The 15,146-nt window shown below is 53.2% G+C and carries 12 protein-coding genes; 4 read left to right on the top strand and 8 right to left on the bottom strand.

Translation table 11 applies throughout. The annotated features are described in order from the left end of the window. Positions 1–16: 16 nt before the first annotated feature. From HMPREF1141_RS04605 to nifJ, 4 genes are all read right to left on the bottom strand, one after another. The gene (locus HMPREF1141_RS04605; RefSeq protein WP_009061492.1) at positions 17–544 is read right to left on the bottom strand and encodes a flavodoxin domain-containing protein; all 528 of its coding nucleotides are present in this window, start codon (positions 542–544) and stop codon (positions 17–19) included. A gap of 20 nt (positions 545–564) precedes the next feature. Next, positions 565–1,323 carry a 3-oxoacyl-ACP reductase FabG gene (gene fabG, locus HMPREF1141_RS04600; protein WP_009061512.1) on the bottom strand — a complete coding sequence of 253 codons (759 nt, stop codon included), beginning with the start codon at positions 1,321–1,323 and terminating at the stop codon, positions 565–567. Between the two features lie 2 nt (positions 1,324–1,325). Beyond that, positions 1,326–2,081, bottom strand: a complete 756-nt coding sequence (locus tag HMPREF1141_RS04595) for a 16S rRNA (uracil(1498)-N(3))-methyltransferase (protein ID WP_035316555.1) — start codon at positions 2,079–2,081, stop codon at positions 1,326–1,328. Between the two features lie 613 nt (positions 2,082–2,694). Then, the gene (nifJ, locus tag HMPREF1141_RS04590; RefSeq protein ID WP_009061450.1) at positions 2,695–6,252 is read right to left on the bottom strand and encodes a pyruvate:ferredoxin (flavodoxin) oxidoreductase; all 3,558 of its coding nucleotides are present in this window, start codon (positions 6,250–6,252) and stop codon (positions 2,695–2,697) included. Positions 6,253–6,681: 429 nt separating this feature from the next. Here nifJ and HMPREF1141_RS04585 point away from each other — a divergent pair, with 429 nt between their 5' ends. After that, positions 6,682–8,178, top strand: a complete 1,497-nt coding sequence (locus HMPREF1141_RS04585; RefSeq protein WP_009061524.1) for a hemolysin family protein — start codon at positions 6,682–6,684, stop codon at positions 8,176–8,178. A gap of 173 nt (positions 8,179–8,351) precedes the next feature. On the opposite strand, the gene HMPREF1141_RS04580 is transcribed toward HMPREF1141_RS04585, so the two are convergent. From HMPREF1141_RS04580 to HMPREF1141_RS04565, 4 genes are read right to left on the bottom strand one after another with little or no spacing between them, the layout of a single operon-like run. Beyond that, complete coding sequence (locus tag HMPREF1141_RS04580; protein WP_009061531.1) at positions 8,352–8,576, bottom strand: hypothetical protein; 225 nt, start codon at positions 8,574–8,576, stop codon at positions 8,352–8,354. Positions 8,577–8,582: 6 nt separating this feature from the next. Next, complete coding sequence (locus HMPREF1141_RS04575) at positions 8,583–9,947, bottom strand: TRAP transporter large permease subunit (protein ID WP_009061470.1); 1,365 nt, start codon at positions 9,945–9,947, stop codon at positions 8,583–8,585. A gap of 30 nt (positions 9,948–9,977) precedes the next feature. Then, complete coding sequence (locus HMPREF1141_RS04570) at positions 9,978–10,940, bottom strand: 2-hydroxyacid dehydrogenase (protein ID WP_009061530.1); 963 nt, start codon at positions 10,938–10,940, stop codon at positions 9,978–9,980. Next, the gene (locus HMPREF1141_RS04565; protein WP_035316557.1) at positions 10,937–11,935 is read right to left on the bottom strand and encodes a 4-hydroxy-2-oxovalerate aldolase; all 999 of its coding nucleotides are present in this window, start codon (positions 11,933–11,935) and stop codon (positions 10,937–10,939) included. Before HMPREF1141_RS04565 ends, HMPREF1141_RS04570 begins: the two co-directional genes overlap by 4 nt. A gap of 225 nt (positions 11,936–12,160) precedes the next feature. On the opposite strand from HMPREF1141_RS04565, the gene HMPREF1141_RS04560 reads away from it, so the two are divergent. From HMPREF1141_RS04560 to HMPREF1141_RS04550, 3 genes are all read left to right on the top strand, one after another. Continuing rightward, entirely contained in the window at positions 12,161–13,150 is a 990-nt protein-coding gene (locus tag HMPREF1141_RS04560) for a LysR family transcriptional regulator (protein ID WP_009061494.1), read from the top strand. 212 nt (positions 13,151–13,362) lie between these two features. Beyond that, complete coding sequence (locus HMPREF1141_RS04555) at positions 13,363–13,707, top strand: PadR family transcriptional regulator (RefSeq protein ID WP_009061491.1); 345 nt, start codon at positions 13,363–13,365, stop codon at positions 13,705–13,707. Continuing rightward, positions 13,691–14,368: a hypothetical protein gene (locus HMPREF1141_RS04550; protein WP_009061538.1), complete on the top strand. Its 678-nt coding sequence runs from the start codon at positions 13,691–13,693 to the stop codon at positions 14,366–14,368. The genes HMPREF1141_RS04555 and HMPREF1141_RS04550 overlap by 17 nt, the downstream gene beginning before the upstream one ends. The last annotated feature ends 778 nt before the right edge of the window (positions 14,369–15,146 follow it).

The following is a 15,146-nucleotide window of genomic DNA, read 5'->3' as shown; positions in this document are numbered from 1 at the left end:
GGACACAACGCGCTTTTCAGAGCAATCCTCTTACATATTCCACCAAGGGAGCGATCGATGCTTCCTCGATAAAATCCACGGATTTTCCATACGTTTCCAGCATCAGACGATCCTCGTCCGTCCGCTCTTCCGGCGCTTTCGAATCAATCGTCATTTTCTTCATCATCGCCATCATGCCCCGGTGAACCGGCCCCAGCCTGCCGTAATCCATCGCACCGCGCAGATGGAACACCTTGAGCTTTTCCCTTTGCTCCGGGGAGAAATTCCGATTCAGAATCTCCGAATAATCCGTTATCGCCGGGTTTGCCAGCCCCACTGTAAATACCACCAGCGGCGGACAGGGATACTTCGCCACCAGGTCCACGCCGGCAATCCCGCCGGCATACAGACCGCCGCCATACACAACCACATCATATTCCCGCAAAGATGCCGGCGAAACGGCAGAGCGCTCCAGAAGCTCCGCTCCCAAATCGCGGGCAATCCACTGCGCGTATTGCCTGGTCGAACCGTATTTTGACTGATAGATCACCGCAATGCGCTTCATTTGTGTTCCTCCATCCTCTGTTATCCGATCACCATGCCGCCATTGACGCCAAGCACCTGGCCGGTGATAAAATCCGACCGGCTATCCGCCAGAAAGAACACAGCCTCCGCAATGTCACGGCAGGTGCCGAGCATACCGAGCGGCGTTTCTTCGCAGAGCTGCTCGAGCGTTTCCGCCGAAAGCGCACCGTTCATCTCGGTGTCGATTACCCCGGGGGCCACACAGTTCACCTGAATGCCCGAAGGCCCAACCTCTTTTGCCAGGGCGCGCGTCATACCGATCACCGCGGCCTTGGCGGCGGAGTAATGCACCTCGCACGAGCCGCCGATCTGCCCCCACATGGAAGAAACGTTGATGATCTTCCCGCTGTGGCGTTGGATCATCCCCTGCAGCGCACGGCGGCTGCAATAGAACGCGCCGTCCACGTGTACCGCGAACATCCTGCGCCAGTCGTCGTCCGTCAGGTCGGTAAACAGCTTCTGCTGTGCGATTCCGGCATTGTTCACCAATACGTCGACTCCGCCGAAGTGCACCTCCGCCTCGTCAAACATCCGCTCCACCTGCTGCCGGTCGGCAACGTCGGCGCGAACGGGCAGAACCCGTTCTCCCGCGCAAACACCAAGCTGCCGCTCCAGCAAATCCGCCAGTTCCCGCGCCTGTTGTTCACTCGTATTGTAATTCAGCGCCACCCGGTACCCTGCAAGAGCAAAGCGGCGTGCGATCTCACTGCCAATGCCCCGCGAGGCCCCGGTGATCAAAACTGTTTTGCGCTGTTCCAAGCTCATTCCTCCCAAACCGCGTCCTGTTCCATGTTCCCGGTCAGCATCATCAGCACTGAAAGAGCCGCAACCGGGGCCGTTTCCGTGCGGAAAATCCGCGGGCCCAGTGTCGCCACCTGCGCGCCGTTTTGCCGGGCCAGCTCTACCTCGTCCTGCGCAAAGCCGCCTTCCGGCCCAATGAACAGAGAAATCCGCTCCTCGTTTTCCAGACCCAGGCTGCGCAGGCTCTGCCCGCCGCCCTCGTAAAAGAACAGCAGCCTGCCGCCGTCCGCCGCGGCCTGCTCCACCGCCTTCGCATACGGCGTAATTTCCGCAACCTCCGGCACGATTCCACGGCCGGACTGCTTCGCCGCCTCCAGCGCGATTTTCTGCCAGCGCTCCGTCTTTTTCCGCACCGCTTTTTCGTCCGGGCGGGACACACACCGCGCGCTGAGCACTGGCACCACGCGGCACGCGCCGCACTCAACTGCCTTCTGCACTACAGAGTCCATCTTGTCCGCCTTGGGCAAAGACTGATACACCGTCACAAAAACAGAGGGTTCGCTGATGCTTTTCGCCTGCTCCAGCACACGCACCTGTGCGCGGTTCGATTCTGTCTGCAGCAGCACACAGCGGTAATCCGTCCCGCGCCCGTCGCACAGGGTCAGCGCTTCCCCCTCCCGCATCCGCAGGGATTTGACGATATGCGCCCCGTTTTCCCCATCCACCCAGGGCTCGTCCCCCGGTGTGCAGGGAAAATCGATAAAAAATCTCGGCATGCAATCTCACTCTTTCCGGCCGGCGGCCTGTTCTCATCATTCGCTTTATTATATTCCAGGCAAAAAGGGAAAGTCAATCCCAGCAAGGCGAAGAGAACTTTTCCTTCTTTTTGTCGGGAGAAAAACCGCCGGTTTTGCAGTAAAAAGATCAGAAAGCAGCTTCTTTCAATATCATCAAAACTTGCTCTCGATTTTCGCTCCAAAACCGCTTTTCTCCTCAACCCTACATCTGTTTGGCCCGTAAAGAAATAAAGCATTTGGAAAATTTTTCTGTAATAATACGATTTTACTGATGATCAGCTCGTTATTTCAGCCCTGAAAAGCAGCCGCCGCAAATAAGGAAATCGTCTTGCCATCATCATCGAAACTTGCACTTCTCACAGCGCAGGCAGGAAATCCAACCCGCATTTCACGGGTCAGGCAACCGGGTCACCTATTTAAAAGCAAAATTCTCTGTCTCTTGCTTCGCTTTGTGGCAGGCTTTCCCCACCCCGATCGCTCATCCAAAAACGACACAAACGTCAGAATCCCCCGCCGGGCCCGGCGGGGGATTCTGTTCACACCGCAGGCATAAACCGCGGCAACTCTATTATTTGGTCCAACGAAAACGAGATTATTCCTTCGCTCTCGCTTCCAGATCTTCGTAAGCCTTCTTCGCATCTTCCTCGGCCTTGTCGAACAGCTTCTCCGCACGATCGGGGAACGCACGGGTCAGCGAGCTGTAACGAACCTCGCCCAGAATAAAGTCGCGATAGCTCTCGGTGGGAGCCTTGCTGTCCAGCTGGAAGGGATTCTTGCCCTCGTCTGCACGGCGGGGATCGAAGCGGTAGTTGTGCCAGTAACCGGAAGCAACCGCTTTCTTCTCTTCTGCCTGTGCAACGGTCATGCCGCCCTTAATACCATGGTTGATGCAGGGAGCATAAGCGATGATGAGGGACGGGCCATTGTAGCTCTCCGCCTCGTGGAACGCCTTCAGGCACTGGTTGTAATCAGCGCCCATCGCAACATGAGCAACATATACATAGCCGTAGGTCATGGCGATTCCGGCCAGATCCTTCTTCTTGATCGCCTTACCGGTCGCCGCGAACTGAGCCACAGAGCCGGTAGGTGTCGCCTTAGACGCCTGTCCGCCGGTGTTGGAGTACACCTCGGTATCGAATACCAGGATGTTCACGTTCTCGCCGGAAGCGATGACATGATCCAGACCGCCGAAGCCGATGTCGTATGCCCAGCCGTCGCCGCCGAAGATCCACATGGATTTCTTCGCGAGGTAATCGCTGTCATCCAGAATCAGGCCTGCCAGTCTTGCGAGCTCGCCGCCCTTCTGCAGAGCCTTCTCCAGCTCTGCCAACAGAACAGTGGCAGCCTTCTTGTTTTCACCGCTGCTCGGCAGGGTGTCGATATATTTCTGGCAAGCTTCCTTCAGCTCTGCAGGTGCCTCATTCAGCGCCAGAATATTCTCAACATAATCGATCAGGCGGTTGCGGACGGCCTTCTGGCCCAGAGCCATACCAAAGCCAAACTCGGCGTTGTCCTCAAACAGGGAGTTCGCCCATGCGGGGCCGCGGCCCTGACGGTTCACGGTATAGGGAGTCGCAGGTGCGGAACCGCCCCAGATGGAGGAGCAGCCGGTCGCGTTCGCGATAAACATTCTGTCGCCGAACAGCTGGGTCGCCAGCTTGGCATAAGGAGTTTCACCACAGCCCGCGCAAGCGCCGGAGAATTCCAGCAGCGGCTGGTGGAACTGGCTGCCCTTTACGGTGGTTTCCTTAAACTTCTCAAGCACTTCCGGCTTCTCAGAGAGAGTTCTGCCGTATTCAAATACTTCCTCGCCGGCCAGCTGAGTGTCGATCGGCTTAAGGACCAGAGCCTTGTTGCCCTTCATGCCCGGGCAAACCTGCGCGCAGGAGCCGCAGCCGGTGCAGTCGAGGGTGGAAACAGCGATGGTGAACTTCAGGCCCGGCAGACCGTTCAGGTCTTTGGACTTGGTCTGTGCGGGAGCGTTCGCCAGCTCTTCGGGAGTCATGACGAGCGGGCGGATAACCGCATGCGGACATACATAGGAGCAGAAGTTGCACTGAATGCAGTTTTCGGGCTGCCACTCGGGAACATCCACAGCGATGCCGCGCTTCTCATAAGCGGCGCTGCCCTGCGGCACGGTGCCGTCCGCGTAATCCTTAAAGGTAGAAACTGTCAGCTTGCTGCCGCGGAATGCGTTGACCGGGTCAAGAACGTTCTTCACATAGCTGACCAGCTCGGGACGGTCACCCTTGATCACCTTCTCAGCCTCAGTATCGGGAGCATTCTTCCAGCTCTCAGGTACCTGAACCTCAACAAAGCCATCCACACCGCGGTCAATCGCCGCATGGTTCATCGCAACAACCTTGTCGCCCTTCTTGCTGTAGGACTTGGTTGCAGCTGCCTTCATGAATTCCACAGCCTGCTCAATCGGGATGATGTTCGCGATTTTAAAGAACGCTGCCTGCAGAATCGTGTTAATGCGTCCGCCAAGGCCCAGTTCCTTACCAATCTTGATACCGTCGATGGTGTAGAAGTGAATGTCGTTCTGCGCGATGAATCTCTTCATCTTGCCGGGCAGACGATGATCCAGCTCTTCCACATCCCACGGGCAGTTGAGCAGGAAGCTTCCGCCCTTTTTCAGGTCTTCCACAATATCGTACTTGTCGATATAAGAGGGGTTGTGGCAGGCAACGAAGTCCGCCTGAGAAATATAGTAGGTGGATTTGATCGGCTTGTCACCAAAACGCAGGTGAGAAACCGTCAGACCGCCAGATTTCTTGGAATCGTAATCGAAATAGCCCTGCGCGAACATGTCGGTGTGGTCACCGATGATCTTAATGGAGTTCTTGTTTGCGCCAACGGTACCGTCCGCGCCAAGGCCCCAGAATTTGCAGGAATGTGTTCCCTTGGGAACCGTGTTTACACGCTCAATGATGGGCAGAGACAGGTGAGTCAGGTCATCCACAATGCCGATGGTGAATCTCTTCTTCGGCGCCTCGGCCTGCATGTTGCGGTATACGGCGATAATATCGTCCGGGGTGGTGTCTTTGGAACCGAGGCCATAACGGCCGGAGTACACGGACACATCAGAGAAATCGCTGTCGGACAAAGCAGCCAGAACATCCAGGAACAAGGGCTCGCCAATGGAACCAGGCTCCTTCGTTCTGTCGAGAACAGAAATCTTCTTCACGCTCTTCGGCAGCTCGTCAAGCAGATACTTCGCAACGAAGGGACGATACAGGTGAACCTTCAGCAGACCAACCTTTTCGCCTGCGGCGTTCAGGTAATCAATGACCTCTTCGGTACAGTCGCAAACAGAGCCCATGGCCACAATGACACGATCTGCTTCGGGGTGTCCATAATAGTTGAAAGGCTTATAGTCTGTGCCGAGTTTCGCGTTGACCTTGTTCATGTAGTCAATCACAATCTCGGGCACGGCGTCATAATAAGGGTTGCTGGCTTCTCTGGCCTGGAAGAAGATATCGCCGTTCTGGGCGCTGCCGCGCAGTACGGGATGCTCCGGATTCAGCGCACGGCGGCGGAACGCAGCCACAGCGTCTTGATCGAGCATATCGTCCAGATCCTTGTAATCCCACACAGAAACCTTCTGAACCTCGTGAGAAGTACGGAAGCCGTCAAAGAAATGGAGGAACGGAACTCTGCCGCGGATAGCAGCCAGATGCGCAACCGCACCCAAATCCATAACCTCCTGCGGGTTATTGGAGCACAACATGGCGAAACCGGTCTGGCGACAGGCATAAATATCGGAATGATCGCCAAAGATAGAAAGTGCATGAGTTGCAAGGGCACGCGCAGAAACATGAATTACTGCGGGCAGCAGCTCGCCAGCCATCTTGTACATGTTCGGAATCATCAGAAGCAGGCCCTGAGAAGCGGTATAGGTTGTCGTCAGCGCGCCTGCCGCCAAAGAGCCATGCACCGCACCGGCCGCACCAGCCTCAGACTGCATTTCCGTAACCTGAACCTCTCTGCCGAACAGATTTTTCAGTCCATTTGCGGCATACTTGTCCGTTTCATCCGCCATCACAGAGGAAGGCGTGATCGGATAGATGGCAGCAACGTCCGTAAACGCATAAGATACATGCGCCGCGGCGGTATTGCCGTCTATGGTTTTTGTTTTTCTTGCCATGTAATAATTTCCTCCTTTAAGGATACAAATTAGGAAGCGAGCGTATCAGTTTGCACAGCCCTATACCTTTCTGTGCCTTCGTTTATTCTAACATTTTTTTACTATAGTGTAAAGGCTGACGGTTCCGAATTTTGGCTTTTCAGTGTATTTTTCGAAAAAGCAATTAAAGCAACTTTTTGGCTCAAAAAATGTCGGCTCTGCCGGGTCGGGGGCTATTTTTCCCCATTTTGGCGGCAATCGGGGCAAAATAGTCGGGCATTGGATTCTATATCCCGCTTGCAGGGTCTCAACTGCGCGCGCCCTGCGCTGCACGGGCGCAGGCGGTTTGACATGTCTGCTCCCGATACGATACAATAGAAATTAACTAATCTGATCGGGCTCTTCGGAATGTCACCGAGTTATTTTACAATTTGAAAGGGGAAAAAATACATGCCTCCCGAACCTGCGGGCATATTATCCGGCGCACCCATGCTGCTCAGCATGCAAACCGCCGAAACCGTCAATCCAGACTTTAATCCGTTTGTTTCACTGCTGATTCTGTTTCTTCTGATTCTGGTCAACGCATTTTTCGCGGCTTCTGAAATCGCCATCATTACGCTCAACGACAACAAGATTCGAAAAATGGCGGAGGACGGCGATAAAAAAGCGGAAAAAATTCTGAGGCTGACGGAAAACTCCAGCCGGTTTCTTTCCACCATCCAAATTGGCGTTACGCTTTCCGGATTCCTGACCTCCGCATCGGCTTCCCAAAGCTTTGCGGCGATTCTGGCGGAAAAATTGAGCTTCCTGCCGATTTCCACCTCCTTGCTGCACGGCGTCTCCACCGTACTTATCACCATCATCCTGTCTTACTTCTCGCTTGTCCTGGGTGAACTGGTGCCGAAGAAGATCGCCATGCAAAAGGCCGAGGCGCTCAGCTTTCGCTTTATCGGCATTTTAAGCGCCACAGCTTCGATCTTCAGCGTTTTCATTTCGTTCCTCACGGTTTCCACTAACTTTGTTCTGAAACTGCTGGGCCTTGACCCGAACACCACGGAAGATACCGTCACAGAGGAAGAGATTCTGATGATGGTCGATGTTGGCGAAGAAAAGGGCCTGATCATCGGCAGCGCCAAAGACATGATCGAAAACATTTTCGATTTTGCCGACACCACAGTGGAAGAAATCATGACGCACCGCACCGACGTGGGCGCGGTAGAGGATACCAGCTCCATCAGCGACGTCGTGGCCCTGGCCATAGAAGAGGGGTATTCCCGCATTCCGGTATTCCATGAGGACCTGGACACAATCCTTGGCATTATTTATGTGAAGGATTTGCTGAAATATGTAGGCAGCGAGATCAACAGCAGCGTAAAAATCACCGATCTGATGCGCCCCGCGTACTTTGTGCCTGAAACAAAGCGCTGCACGCAGCTGTTTACCGAAATGACCGAGAATAAAGTACAGATTGCCGTGATCGTCGACGAATACGGCGGCACCTCGGGCATCATCACGATGGAAGACCTGCTGGAAGCCATCGTGGGCAACATTCAGGATGAATTCGACGATGAGGAAGAAGAAATCCGCCGCGTCAGCGACAACAGCTACACAGTGGAGGGCAGCACCTCAATCGATGAAATATCCGACCTGGTGGGCGTCGACCTGCCGGAGGGCGATTACGATACCATTGCGGGCCTGGTGGTCGAAAATCTGGGCCGCATTCCAAAACCCGGCGAGCATCCCACAGTTCGCGTGCAGAATCTGGCGCTGACCGTGCAGGAGGTAGAGGAAAACCGTATTTCCCGCCTGTTGATCGTCAAGGATCTCACACCGCCGCCCCCGGAGGGGCAAAGCGGGGATAAAAACGCTCTGTCGGCTAAGGCGGACTCCTCTAAGGAGCACCACCACCATCACCACCTCTCCTCGTTTATCGATACGGAATCGTAATTCATTCGTAACTGTCAGCCCCGCGCCGAATGCTCGGCGTGGGGCTTTTATTCTGCCTACACCATAACTCTTTAGAATTCATTTACAAATGCGCCCCGATCGGTTTTAGGAGCCGATCGGGGCGCATGTTTCGTACTCACTTTGCAGTCAAAGTTTTTTCAGCGTGCCGTCTTTCAGTTTTCCTTTGCCGGTTTAGAAAGATAGCTCATCGCGAAAGCAATCAGTGCGGAGAAAGAGCAGAGGATACAGACGGGAGTCTGCAAGGTGCTTTTCGCCCAAATGGCCAAAGAGCCATTAACAGTGACCACAGAAACGATTTGAATCGCAACCAGGCAAAGAGCGGTCAGTATCGCTAAGATCAAGAAGAAAAGAAAAATATTGTTTATTACACCTTTCATCGTACATCAACCCCCTATAATGGGCAAAAACCCCAAAGCGACCAAGGCGCCTACCAGAACGAGCGGAATCAAATAATGGAAAATCAAAGGCTTGAACATCACGCTGACATTTTCCACCCCGGCAATACTGCTGGAGATAAAAATCGGGGAGGACATCGGGGGCGAGCAGCCCTCTGTAGAAACAAAGAGCAGGAAAGCTACCACAGCGGTAACGGGGGGAACACCCACAGCCACCATGGCGGAATATGCAACCAGGCCAAGGCTGACCGTGGTTGCGGTAGCATTCAACGGGCCGGCCACGAGCGCGATGACGAATCCGATCAGAAGGATCATGGCAACCTTCGGCAGATTCAGGCCTCCCAGAAGAGTGCTCAGGCCATCTCCAAAACCGATCAAAGTCAAGGCGGAGCTCCCGGTCAAGGCAAACAGAGAAACCGCTCCGCAGGAACAAACTGTTTTGGAAGTAGAAGAGAGAAGCTGCTTCCAGCCGTCCCAGGTTTTCGGCAGCAATTTACGGCCCAAAACCAGGCAGATGGACATGATCAATACCGGAACCCAGATGATAATATTGATGGCGCCCACGGCCTTCTCACCAAAGGAAGCCTGATTTTTCAGCACGGAGCTGACAGGGCCAATGGTCAGAAGCAGCGGTACGATGATGCCCAAAAACATAAGTAACGACGTGCCGCCCTGTTTGATCGCAACGCTCAGTTTTTCTGCCTTGCTGGATAAAGCGGGAATCTTGTATTTCGATACATAGTAACGGACTACAAGCAGGCGATAGGCCAGGGCCCAAAATGCACCGCACAGCAGGGGCAGGTACAGATCCCCATAACTGACGGCCTGCGCGATGGGAGCAAAGCTCAGCATCAGGAACAGAGAAGAAGCAGCCGGGCCACAGATGCCAAGGTCTGCATTGCCGGTGTTCATGGTGGCGGCCACATCCTTCGGCCATCCGGATTCCAGCATCCAGGGAACGGTGATGGAACCCACTGTGGCGGAATTGGCGCTGCTCGCGCTTGCTACCATTCCAAACAACCCGCTTGCACAGGCAGAAACATAGGCCGGGCCGCCGCGGACACGCCCCAACAGGGAGTTCAGAATGTTAACCAGATGGTTGATGATGCCCGTTTTTGTCATGATAGACGCCATCACGGTAAACAGGATAATGGCGGCCATAACGTTTTCCTGTATCGCATCGGTAAAACTGCTGGCCAGTGTGGCGGGAATCTGATTAACCCCGTTGAAAGCGCAGGCGATGATCATTCCTAAAAACATCGCCTCCGCGATGGTCCGTTTTAATCCCAGATACCAAAACATAACAAACAGAATATAGACCACAAAGGCCCAAATTCCAATTCCGATCTGCATGAATAGATCCTCCTTTTACAACTCTTTTTATCAAGATCGGGGGAGCCATTGGGTATTTACAATGTCGTGCATCGTCCCTGTTTTCGCCAGGGATGTGACCTTTTCCGCGATGAAAGGAATCATCGCATCGGCAAGATCGGCCGTAGTGCCGCCGATGTGCGGCGTGATAATGACATTGGGACATTGCAGAAGCTGGGCCGTAACAGCGGAATTTTCATCTTCCACACAATCCAGTCCAACCCCGGCCAGATGGCCTTTCTGCAAACTCTCCAGCAAAGCGGCATCGTCGATCAAACCGCCTCTGGCGGTATTCAGCAAATATGCTGACGGTTTCATCGCGGCCAGCTGTTCTGCACCGATCATATGCCTGGTACTGTCCAACAGGGGGACGTGGAGGGAGATCAGGTCCGAAGTGGACAAGAGCTGATCCAGCGGCACAAAGGTCATGTGATGCTGCTGTTCCACTTCTCCCGGCAGGCGGATCGGATCGTAATACTGCACCCGGGCGCCAAAAGCCTGCGTCAGCGCGGCGACACGTCGGCCGATACTTCCCCCTCCGATGATCCCTACGGTTTTGTAATTCAGGGAAAAAGAAGCGTTTCCGTAAATTCCCCGATCCCAATTTCCGGACTGCACGTTATGGCAGTAGCCCAATATTTTGCGGCTCAGCAGGATCATCAGGCCCAAAGTCAGTTCCGCTACGGCGTAGGCGTTGACGCCGGGAGTATTAGCCACCATAACGCCGCGCTTTCCGGCTGCCTCAATGTCCACCGAATCATATCCGGCGCCCCAGCGAATCACGGCTTTCAGGTTGGGGTTATGTTCGATCACGCCCTCCGGGGTTTTTAAAATGCGGACGATGATACACTCCGCGTCGGTCATGGCATCGTATTCCTCCTGCGTCAGAACCGAGGTGACACGATGTTCTGGAAGAAGCGACTGAAAGTGTTCCAATGTACCGGTAGGGTAAGGGCCTGCAAGGATGATGTTCATGCTTTTGCCCCTTCCGTTTGAATGCGGGCAGCAATCTCGCGCATCAGCGCCTCGCTGGGATTTTTCCGGTCGATTTTGGACGTTTCTACAATCAGCGGGTACAGTCCTACGCCGCATTCCGCAGCTACTTTACGAAAGACCGACATAAACGAGGAGTGAGCGCCGCTGTAGCCCAAAACCAGATCTCTGGGTTTGATGGGGGTATGATACCCTTCCTTTTCCATGATAGGAATCAGTTCCTGATCCTCAAAATCCAGAAGCTGATAAAGGTCAACCTCCTGCGCAGCTCCTTTCATCTGCATCAGCGCGACAGCTACTTCCGTGGGAAGGTTGCCGGCGCTGCGGGCCATGCCGAGCAGACCGCAGTCCAGTACATCCACCCCATTTTCGTAGGCGGCCAAAGCATTGCCGGTACTCAGCCCCAGATTATTGTGGCAGTGGAAACCGACAGGAATATGTAAGCGGTCTTTCAAAGCCTTGACATATTCACCGGCATCCTGCGGCAGCATCGTACCGGCAGAATCCATAATGGTGATTTCATCCAGACCATGGGCCTCCAACTGGGCAGACTCTTCGGCCAATTCCTCCGGGGAAAGCAGATAGGCTTTCATCAGAGAGTACCGTGCCGTGATGCCGTGCTTTTTGACATCCTCAATCACGTGATAAATCTTCTCACCGTCACCGGCGTCCATACCAATGCGCAGAAAAGAGATTCCTTTCTCTGCCGCCATGGCTACGTTTTCCGGTTCATAACGCTTGGCGTTTAAAAACATGCCGATTTCTGCCTGAGACAGGTAAGGGTGGATCAAATCCAGATAAGCGGCGTCGCTGATTGGGGCAGGACTCCCCTTTTCTGTCGCACCAAGCCCTTTTGCATTGCCCATTTCGATGATGCGGATATTGCTGCGGATCAAGCCTTCGATCATCAGCCTGGTCAGCTCAGGGGAAAAGCCGTTGCCAACCACATTCGCGCCATCGCGCAGCGTACAATCCATAATTTTCACAAAATCACTCCTCAATCAAGCTAATTGATGTATTTTTTCACCACAATTACCATACAGGAAATCCGATCAAATGTGAAACACAGGTATTTTTTCGGCTCAACAAAAAATTTTTGTCCCTCAGTCAAAATTTCTGCGTTTTGACAAACATCTATAAGTCAGGTATTCTGATTTAGAAAGAATCATTTGTGAAATATGGATTGCTTGAGGAGGTAGAGTATGGATACCGCCAGTCTTTATTATTTTACAGAGGCGGCCAAAGACCTGAATTTTACGCAGACAGCCAACCGCTTGTTCTTGTCGCAGCAAAATTTGAGCAATCACATTGCCAGAATGGAAACGCTTTTGGGGTGCAAGCTGTTTCAGCGAAAACCAAAACTGGAGCTGACCTACGAAGGGGAGCTGTTTCTCTCTTATGCCAAGGAGGCCGTTGCGTCAGAAGGCAATATCATCGCAACGTTAAAATCCATTCAAAATGAAAACGCAGGCGAATTGCGCATTGGCATTACAACACCCCGCGCCAGTATCATTGTGCCCGAAATGATAGAGGTTTTCAATGCGGCTCATCCAGGAATCCATATCAAGCTGTTTGACCAACCCTCCTACCTGCTGGAAAAAATGCTGGCAGATAACCGGCTGGACTTTTGCATAGGAGTGATCTATTCCGAATACCCTGAGCTTCAGTCCACTCATCTGCTGACCGATAAAGTTTATCTTTGCGTCTCTGACAGTCTGCTCCGCAGCTGCTATGGGGCGCAGGCCGATAAATTGCGAAAGCAAGCGGAACACGGTGCGAATGTTGCGGATTTTTCCCGTCTCCCCTTGGTTATGTCCACAGACAGCATTCCGCTGACCCGTGCCATCCTCTCTTGCTATGAAGAGATGGATACCCAGCCGAACGTACTGCTGACCACCACTTATCCGCAGCTTTTCCGCTCCCTGTATTTCAGCGGAATTGCGGCCACCTTTATGACGGAAATGATTCTGGCCGATACTCTGCGCCATCAGCAGCAGGGAACAGAAAAACTGTATGCCTTTCCCCTGCTGCGCAACGGAAGCTTTTTATGCCGGGACGTCACCCTTACCGTCAACTGTCACCGGTACCTGTCAAAACCGGCCAAGCATTTTATATCCTTAACGCAAAGCATGTTTTCTACCATTGAAGAAAAACGAAAAACAGAGGACAAGGATGAGGTCGCCGCAAAATAAAATCACCGAAACTTTATATATAGAAATTTAGTCCCTATGCGCCTTGGAACGGCCTTCAAAAGCCAAGCCAGGCGTATTTTTTTGCCTTTTTAAATCGCACTTTGCATCCCTTTTCAGGAAAAAGGGCTTGACACTTCTCCTATCATGCATTACAATATAGCCAGTACATTGCATTGCATAATAGCTGTGCCGCAGTCAGGAGGAAGCACCGCATGATACCGTCACAAATGCTGAAAGGTACGCTGGAGGGCTGCATACTGAAAATCATCAGCAGGCAGGAAACCTACGGCTACGAAATATCGCAGCAGCTGCAGCAGTATGGATTTGCCGACATTTCGGAGGGGACGATCTATCCCCTATTGCTGCGGCTCGAAAAAAGCGGACTGATCACCGCCGAATACCGGGAATCCCCTCTGGGGCCCCGGCGAAAATACTTTTCTCTTTCCGCGGCGGGCCGGGCCGAGCTCGACGGATTTCACGCGAACTGGAAAGAGCTTGAGCAAGCGGTAAACAATCTGTTCATTCATGGAGGAGATAACGATGAATCAAAAGGCTAAGCTGCTCAACCGCAGCAACAATCAGCTTGATGAACGCCTGAGTGCCGAAAACGACCGGGTGATGACCGATATGGTCTGCTATCTGCGCGCATCCGGCCTGTCCGAATATAATCAGGAGCTGGTTCGGCAGGACCTGCTGGAAATGGTGCTTTCCGCACAGGAGCGCGGCGATTCCATCGATACGGTCATCGGCGGGGATTACCAGAGCTTCTGTGATGAGATTATCGCGAGCCTGCCGCCGAAAAGCGCTTTGCAGAGGATAAGCGGCATTCTCAGCACCTTTTTTCTGTGTTCCGCGATTCTGTGCGCCATCGGCGTCGTATTTTCAAAGGATACCTTTGAGCTGATTCGCTCGGCCATCTCCGGCCGGCCTTTGAATTTTCAGATTTCCGTACCGGTCAGCAGTCTCGTGTCCTTTGCCCTGATTATCGCCTTTTCCGTTTTTATCGTGCAGTATATCTGCAAGACGGCTTTCCGCACGAAAAAACCAAAACCGAGCCTTGGAAAAAACTTTTTGATCGGAATGGGAATCATGGCATTCTTTCTGGTGATCGCATGGTTTGGGCGCACCGTGGCCTTTACCGTTTCCCTTTGGGCCGCGTGCATCGGAATCGTCGTCATGCTCGCTCTATACAAGGTTCTGGAACAGTATGAAGGATAATGACTTCTCTCTGCTGGGTGGTTTCCGGCAATCCACAATCAACACATAAACCAAAGCCTTCCTGTCATTTGCAACAGGAAGGCTTTTTTCTTTTTGCAAAGTAGAATCTCAAAAGCTACTGTTAGCAGGGTTCCCCCACATGGGGATTTTACTGGTATAGCCTACAGGCTCAGCCTGCAGTCACGTCGCGGGACAGCTCGGAGAAAAGCTTTCGCTTCGCACTCCATTCGTCGCGCTGTGCTGGCTGTTCTCACGAAGAAACCGCCACCGACCCCCACCCCGTGCGGTATTCGAATTGACGTCTTGGACGTTTTTGGAATAGAAGCTTTTCAGCGGATGCCCCGCGCGAGGGCGCCCCTCGTGCCGGGGCAAGATCTCTTTTTCGTTGCTTTATGCTTTCCATTTGTTTTTACATAAAGGGATGAATTTTTTCTTTGCGGCTATACCGCGGGGTTTCTGCTGGCGCAGGGCATGCCCCTCGTGCCGGGGCGGGCACTTACTTTCGCTACGAGGCGGCGTTAAGCAAAGACTCGCCAAAGGACACCTTTGGAATCCGTTTGGGGAACAGTTCCTGACAGTGTAAACAAAAACTATCCGTAAGGCGCTCCAATGAAAATGCCCACTCTCCTAGCAACAGAAAATCAAAAGCTTAGCGCTTCGTCCGTCGGCGGGCCTTTTCAGAGCGCTCTCGTTGGCTCGCAGAGGGCGGCCTGACGAGAGTTTTGGACTATCCCATAGCCGCCCGGTAATTTCTTGTACTTTTTGCGGGTGTTAAGGC

Origin of the sequence: Clostridium sp. MSTE9, assembly GCF_000277625.1 — a bacterium.
GTDB lineage: Bacteria > Bacillota > Clostridia > Oscillospirales > Acutalibacteraceae > Faecalispora > Faecalispora jeddahensis.
This window is presented reverse-complemented; position numbering and strand designations above follow the sequence as displayed.

What these genes read in the sequence shown, in the direction of transcription:
- HMPREF1141_RS04595 (WP_035316555.1), bottom strand. Translation starts at nt 2,081, where the DNA reads ATGCCGAGATTTTTTATCGATTTTCCCTGCACACCGGGGGACGAGCCC.
- HMPREF1141_RS04555 (WP_009061491.1), top strand. Translation starts at nt 13,363, where the DNA reads ATGATACCGTCACAAATGCTGAAAGGTACGCTGGAGGGCTGCATACTG.
- HMPREF1141_RS04585 (WP_009061524.1), top strand. Translation starts at nt 6,682, where the DNA reads ATGCCTCCCGAACCTGCGGGCATATTATCCGGCGCACCCATGCTGCTC.
- HMPREF1141_RS04560 (WP_009061494.1), top strand. Translation starts at nt 12,161, where the DNA reads ATGGATACCGCCAGTCTTTATTATTTTACAGAGGCGGCCAAAGACCTG.
- HMPREF1141_RS04575 (WP_009061470.1), bottom strand. Translation starts at nt 9,947, where the DNA reads ATGCAGATCGGAATTGGAATTTGGGCCTTTGTGGTCTATATTCTGTTT.
- HMPREF1141_RS04570 (WP_009061530.1), bottom strand. Translation starts at nt 10,940, where the DNA reads ATGAACATCATCCTTGCAGGCCCTTACCCTACCGGTACATTGGAACAC.
- nifJ (WP_009061450.1), bottom strand. Translation starts at nt 6,252, where the DNA reads ATGGCAAGAAAAACAAAAACCATAGACGGCAATACCGCCGCGGCGCAT.
- HMPREF1141_RS04565 (WP_035316557.1), bottom strand. Translation starts at nt 11,935, where the DNA reads ATGGATTGTACGCTGCGCGATGGCGCGAATGTGGTTGGCAACGGCTTT.
- HMPREF1141_RS04550 (WP_009061538.1), top strand. Translation starts at nt 13,691, where the DNA reads ATGAATCAAAAGGCTAAGCTGCTCAACCGCAGCAACAATCAGCTTGAT.
- HMPREF1141_RS04580 (WP_009061531.1), bottom strand. Translation starts at nt 8,576, where the DNA reads ATGAAAGGTGTAATAAACAATATTTTTCTTTTCTTCTTGATCTTAGCG.
- HMPREF1141_RS04605 (WP_009061492.1), bottom strand. Translation starts at nt 544, where the DNA reads ATGAAGCGCATTGCGGTGATCTATCAGTCAAAATACGGTTCGACCAGG.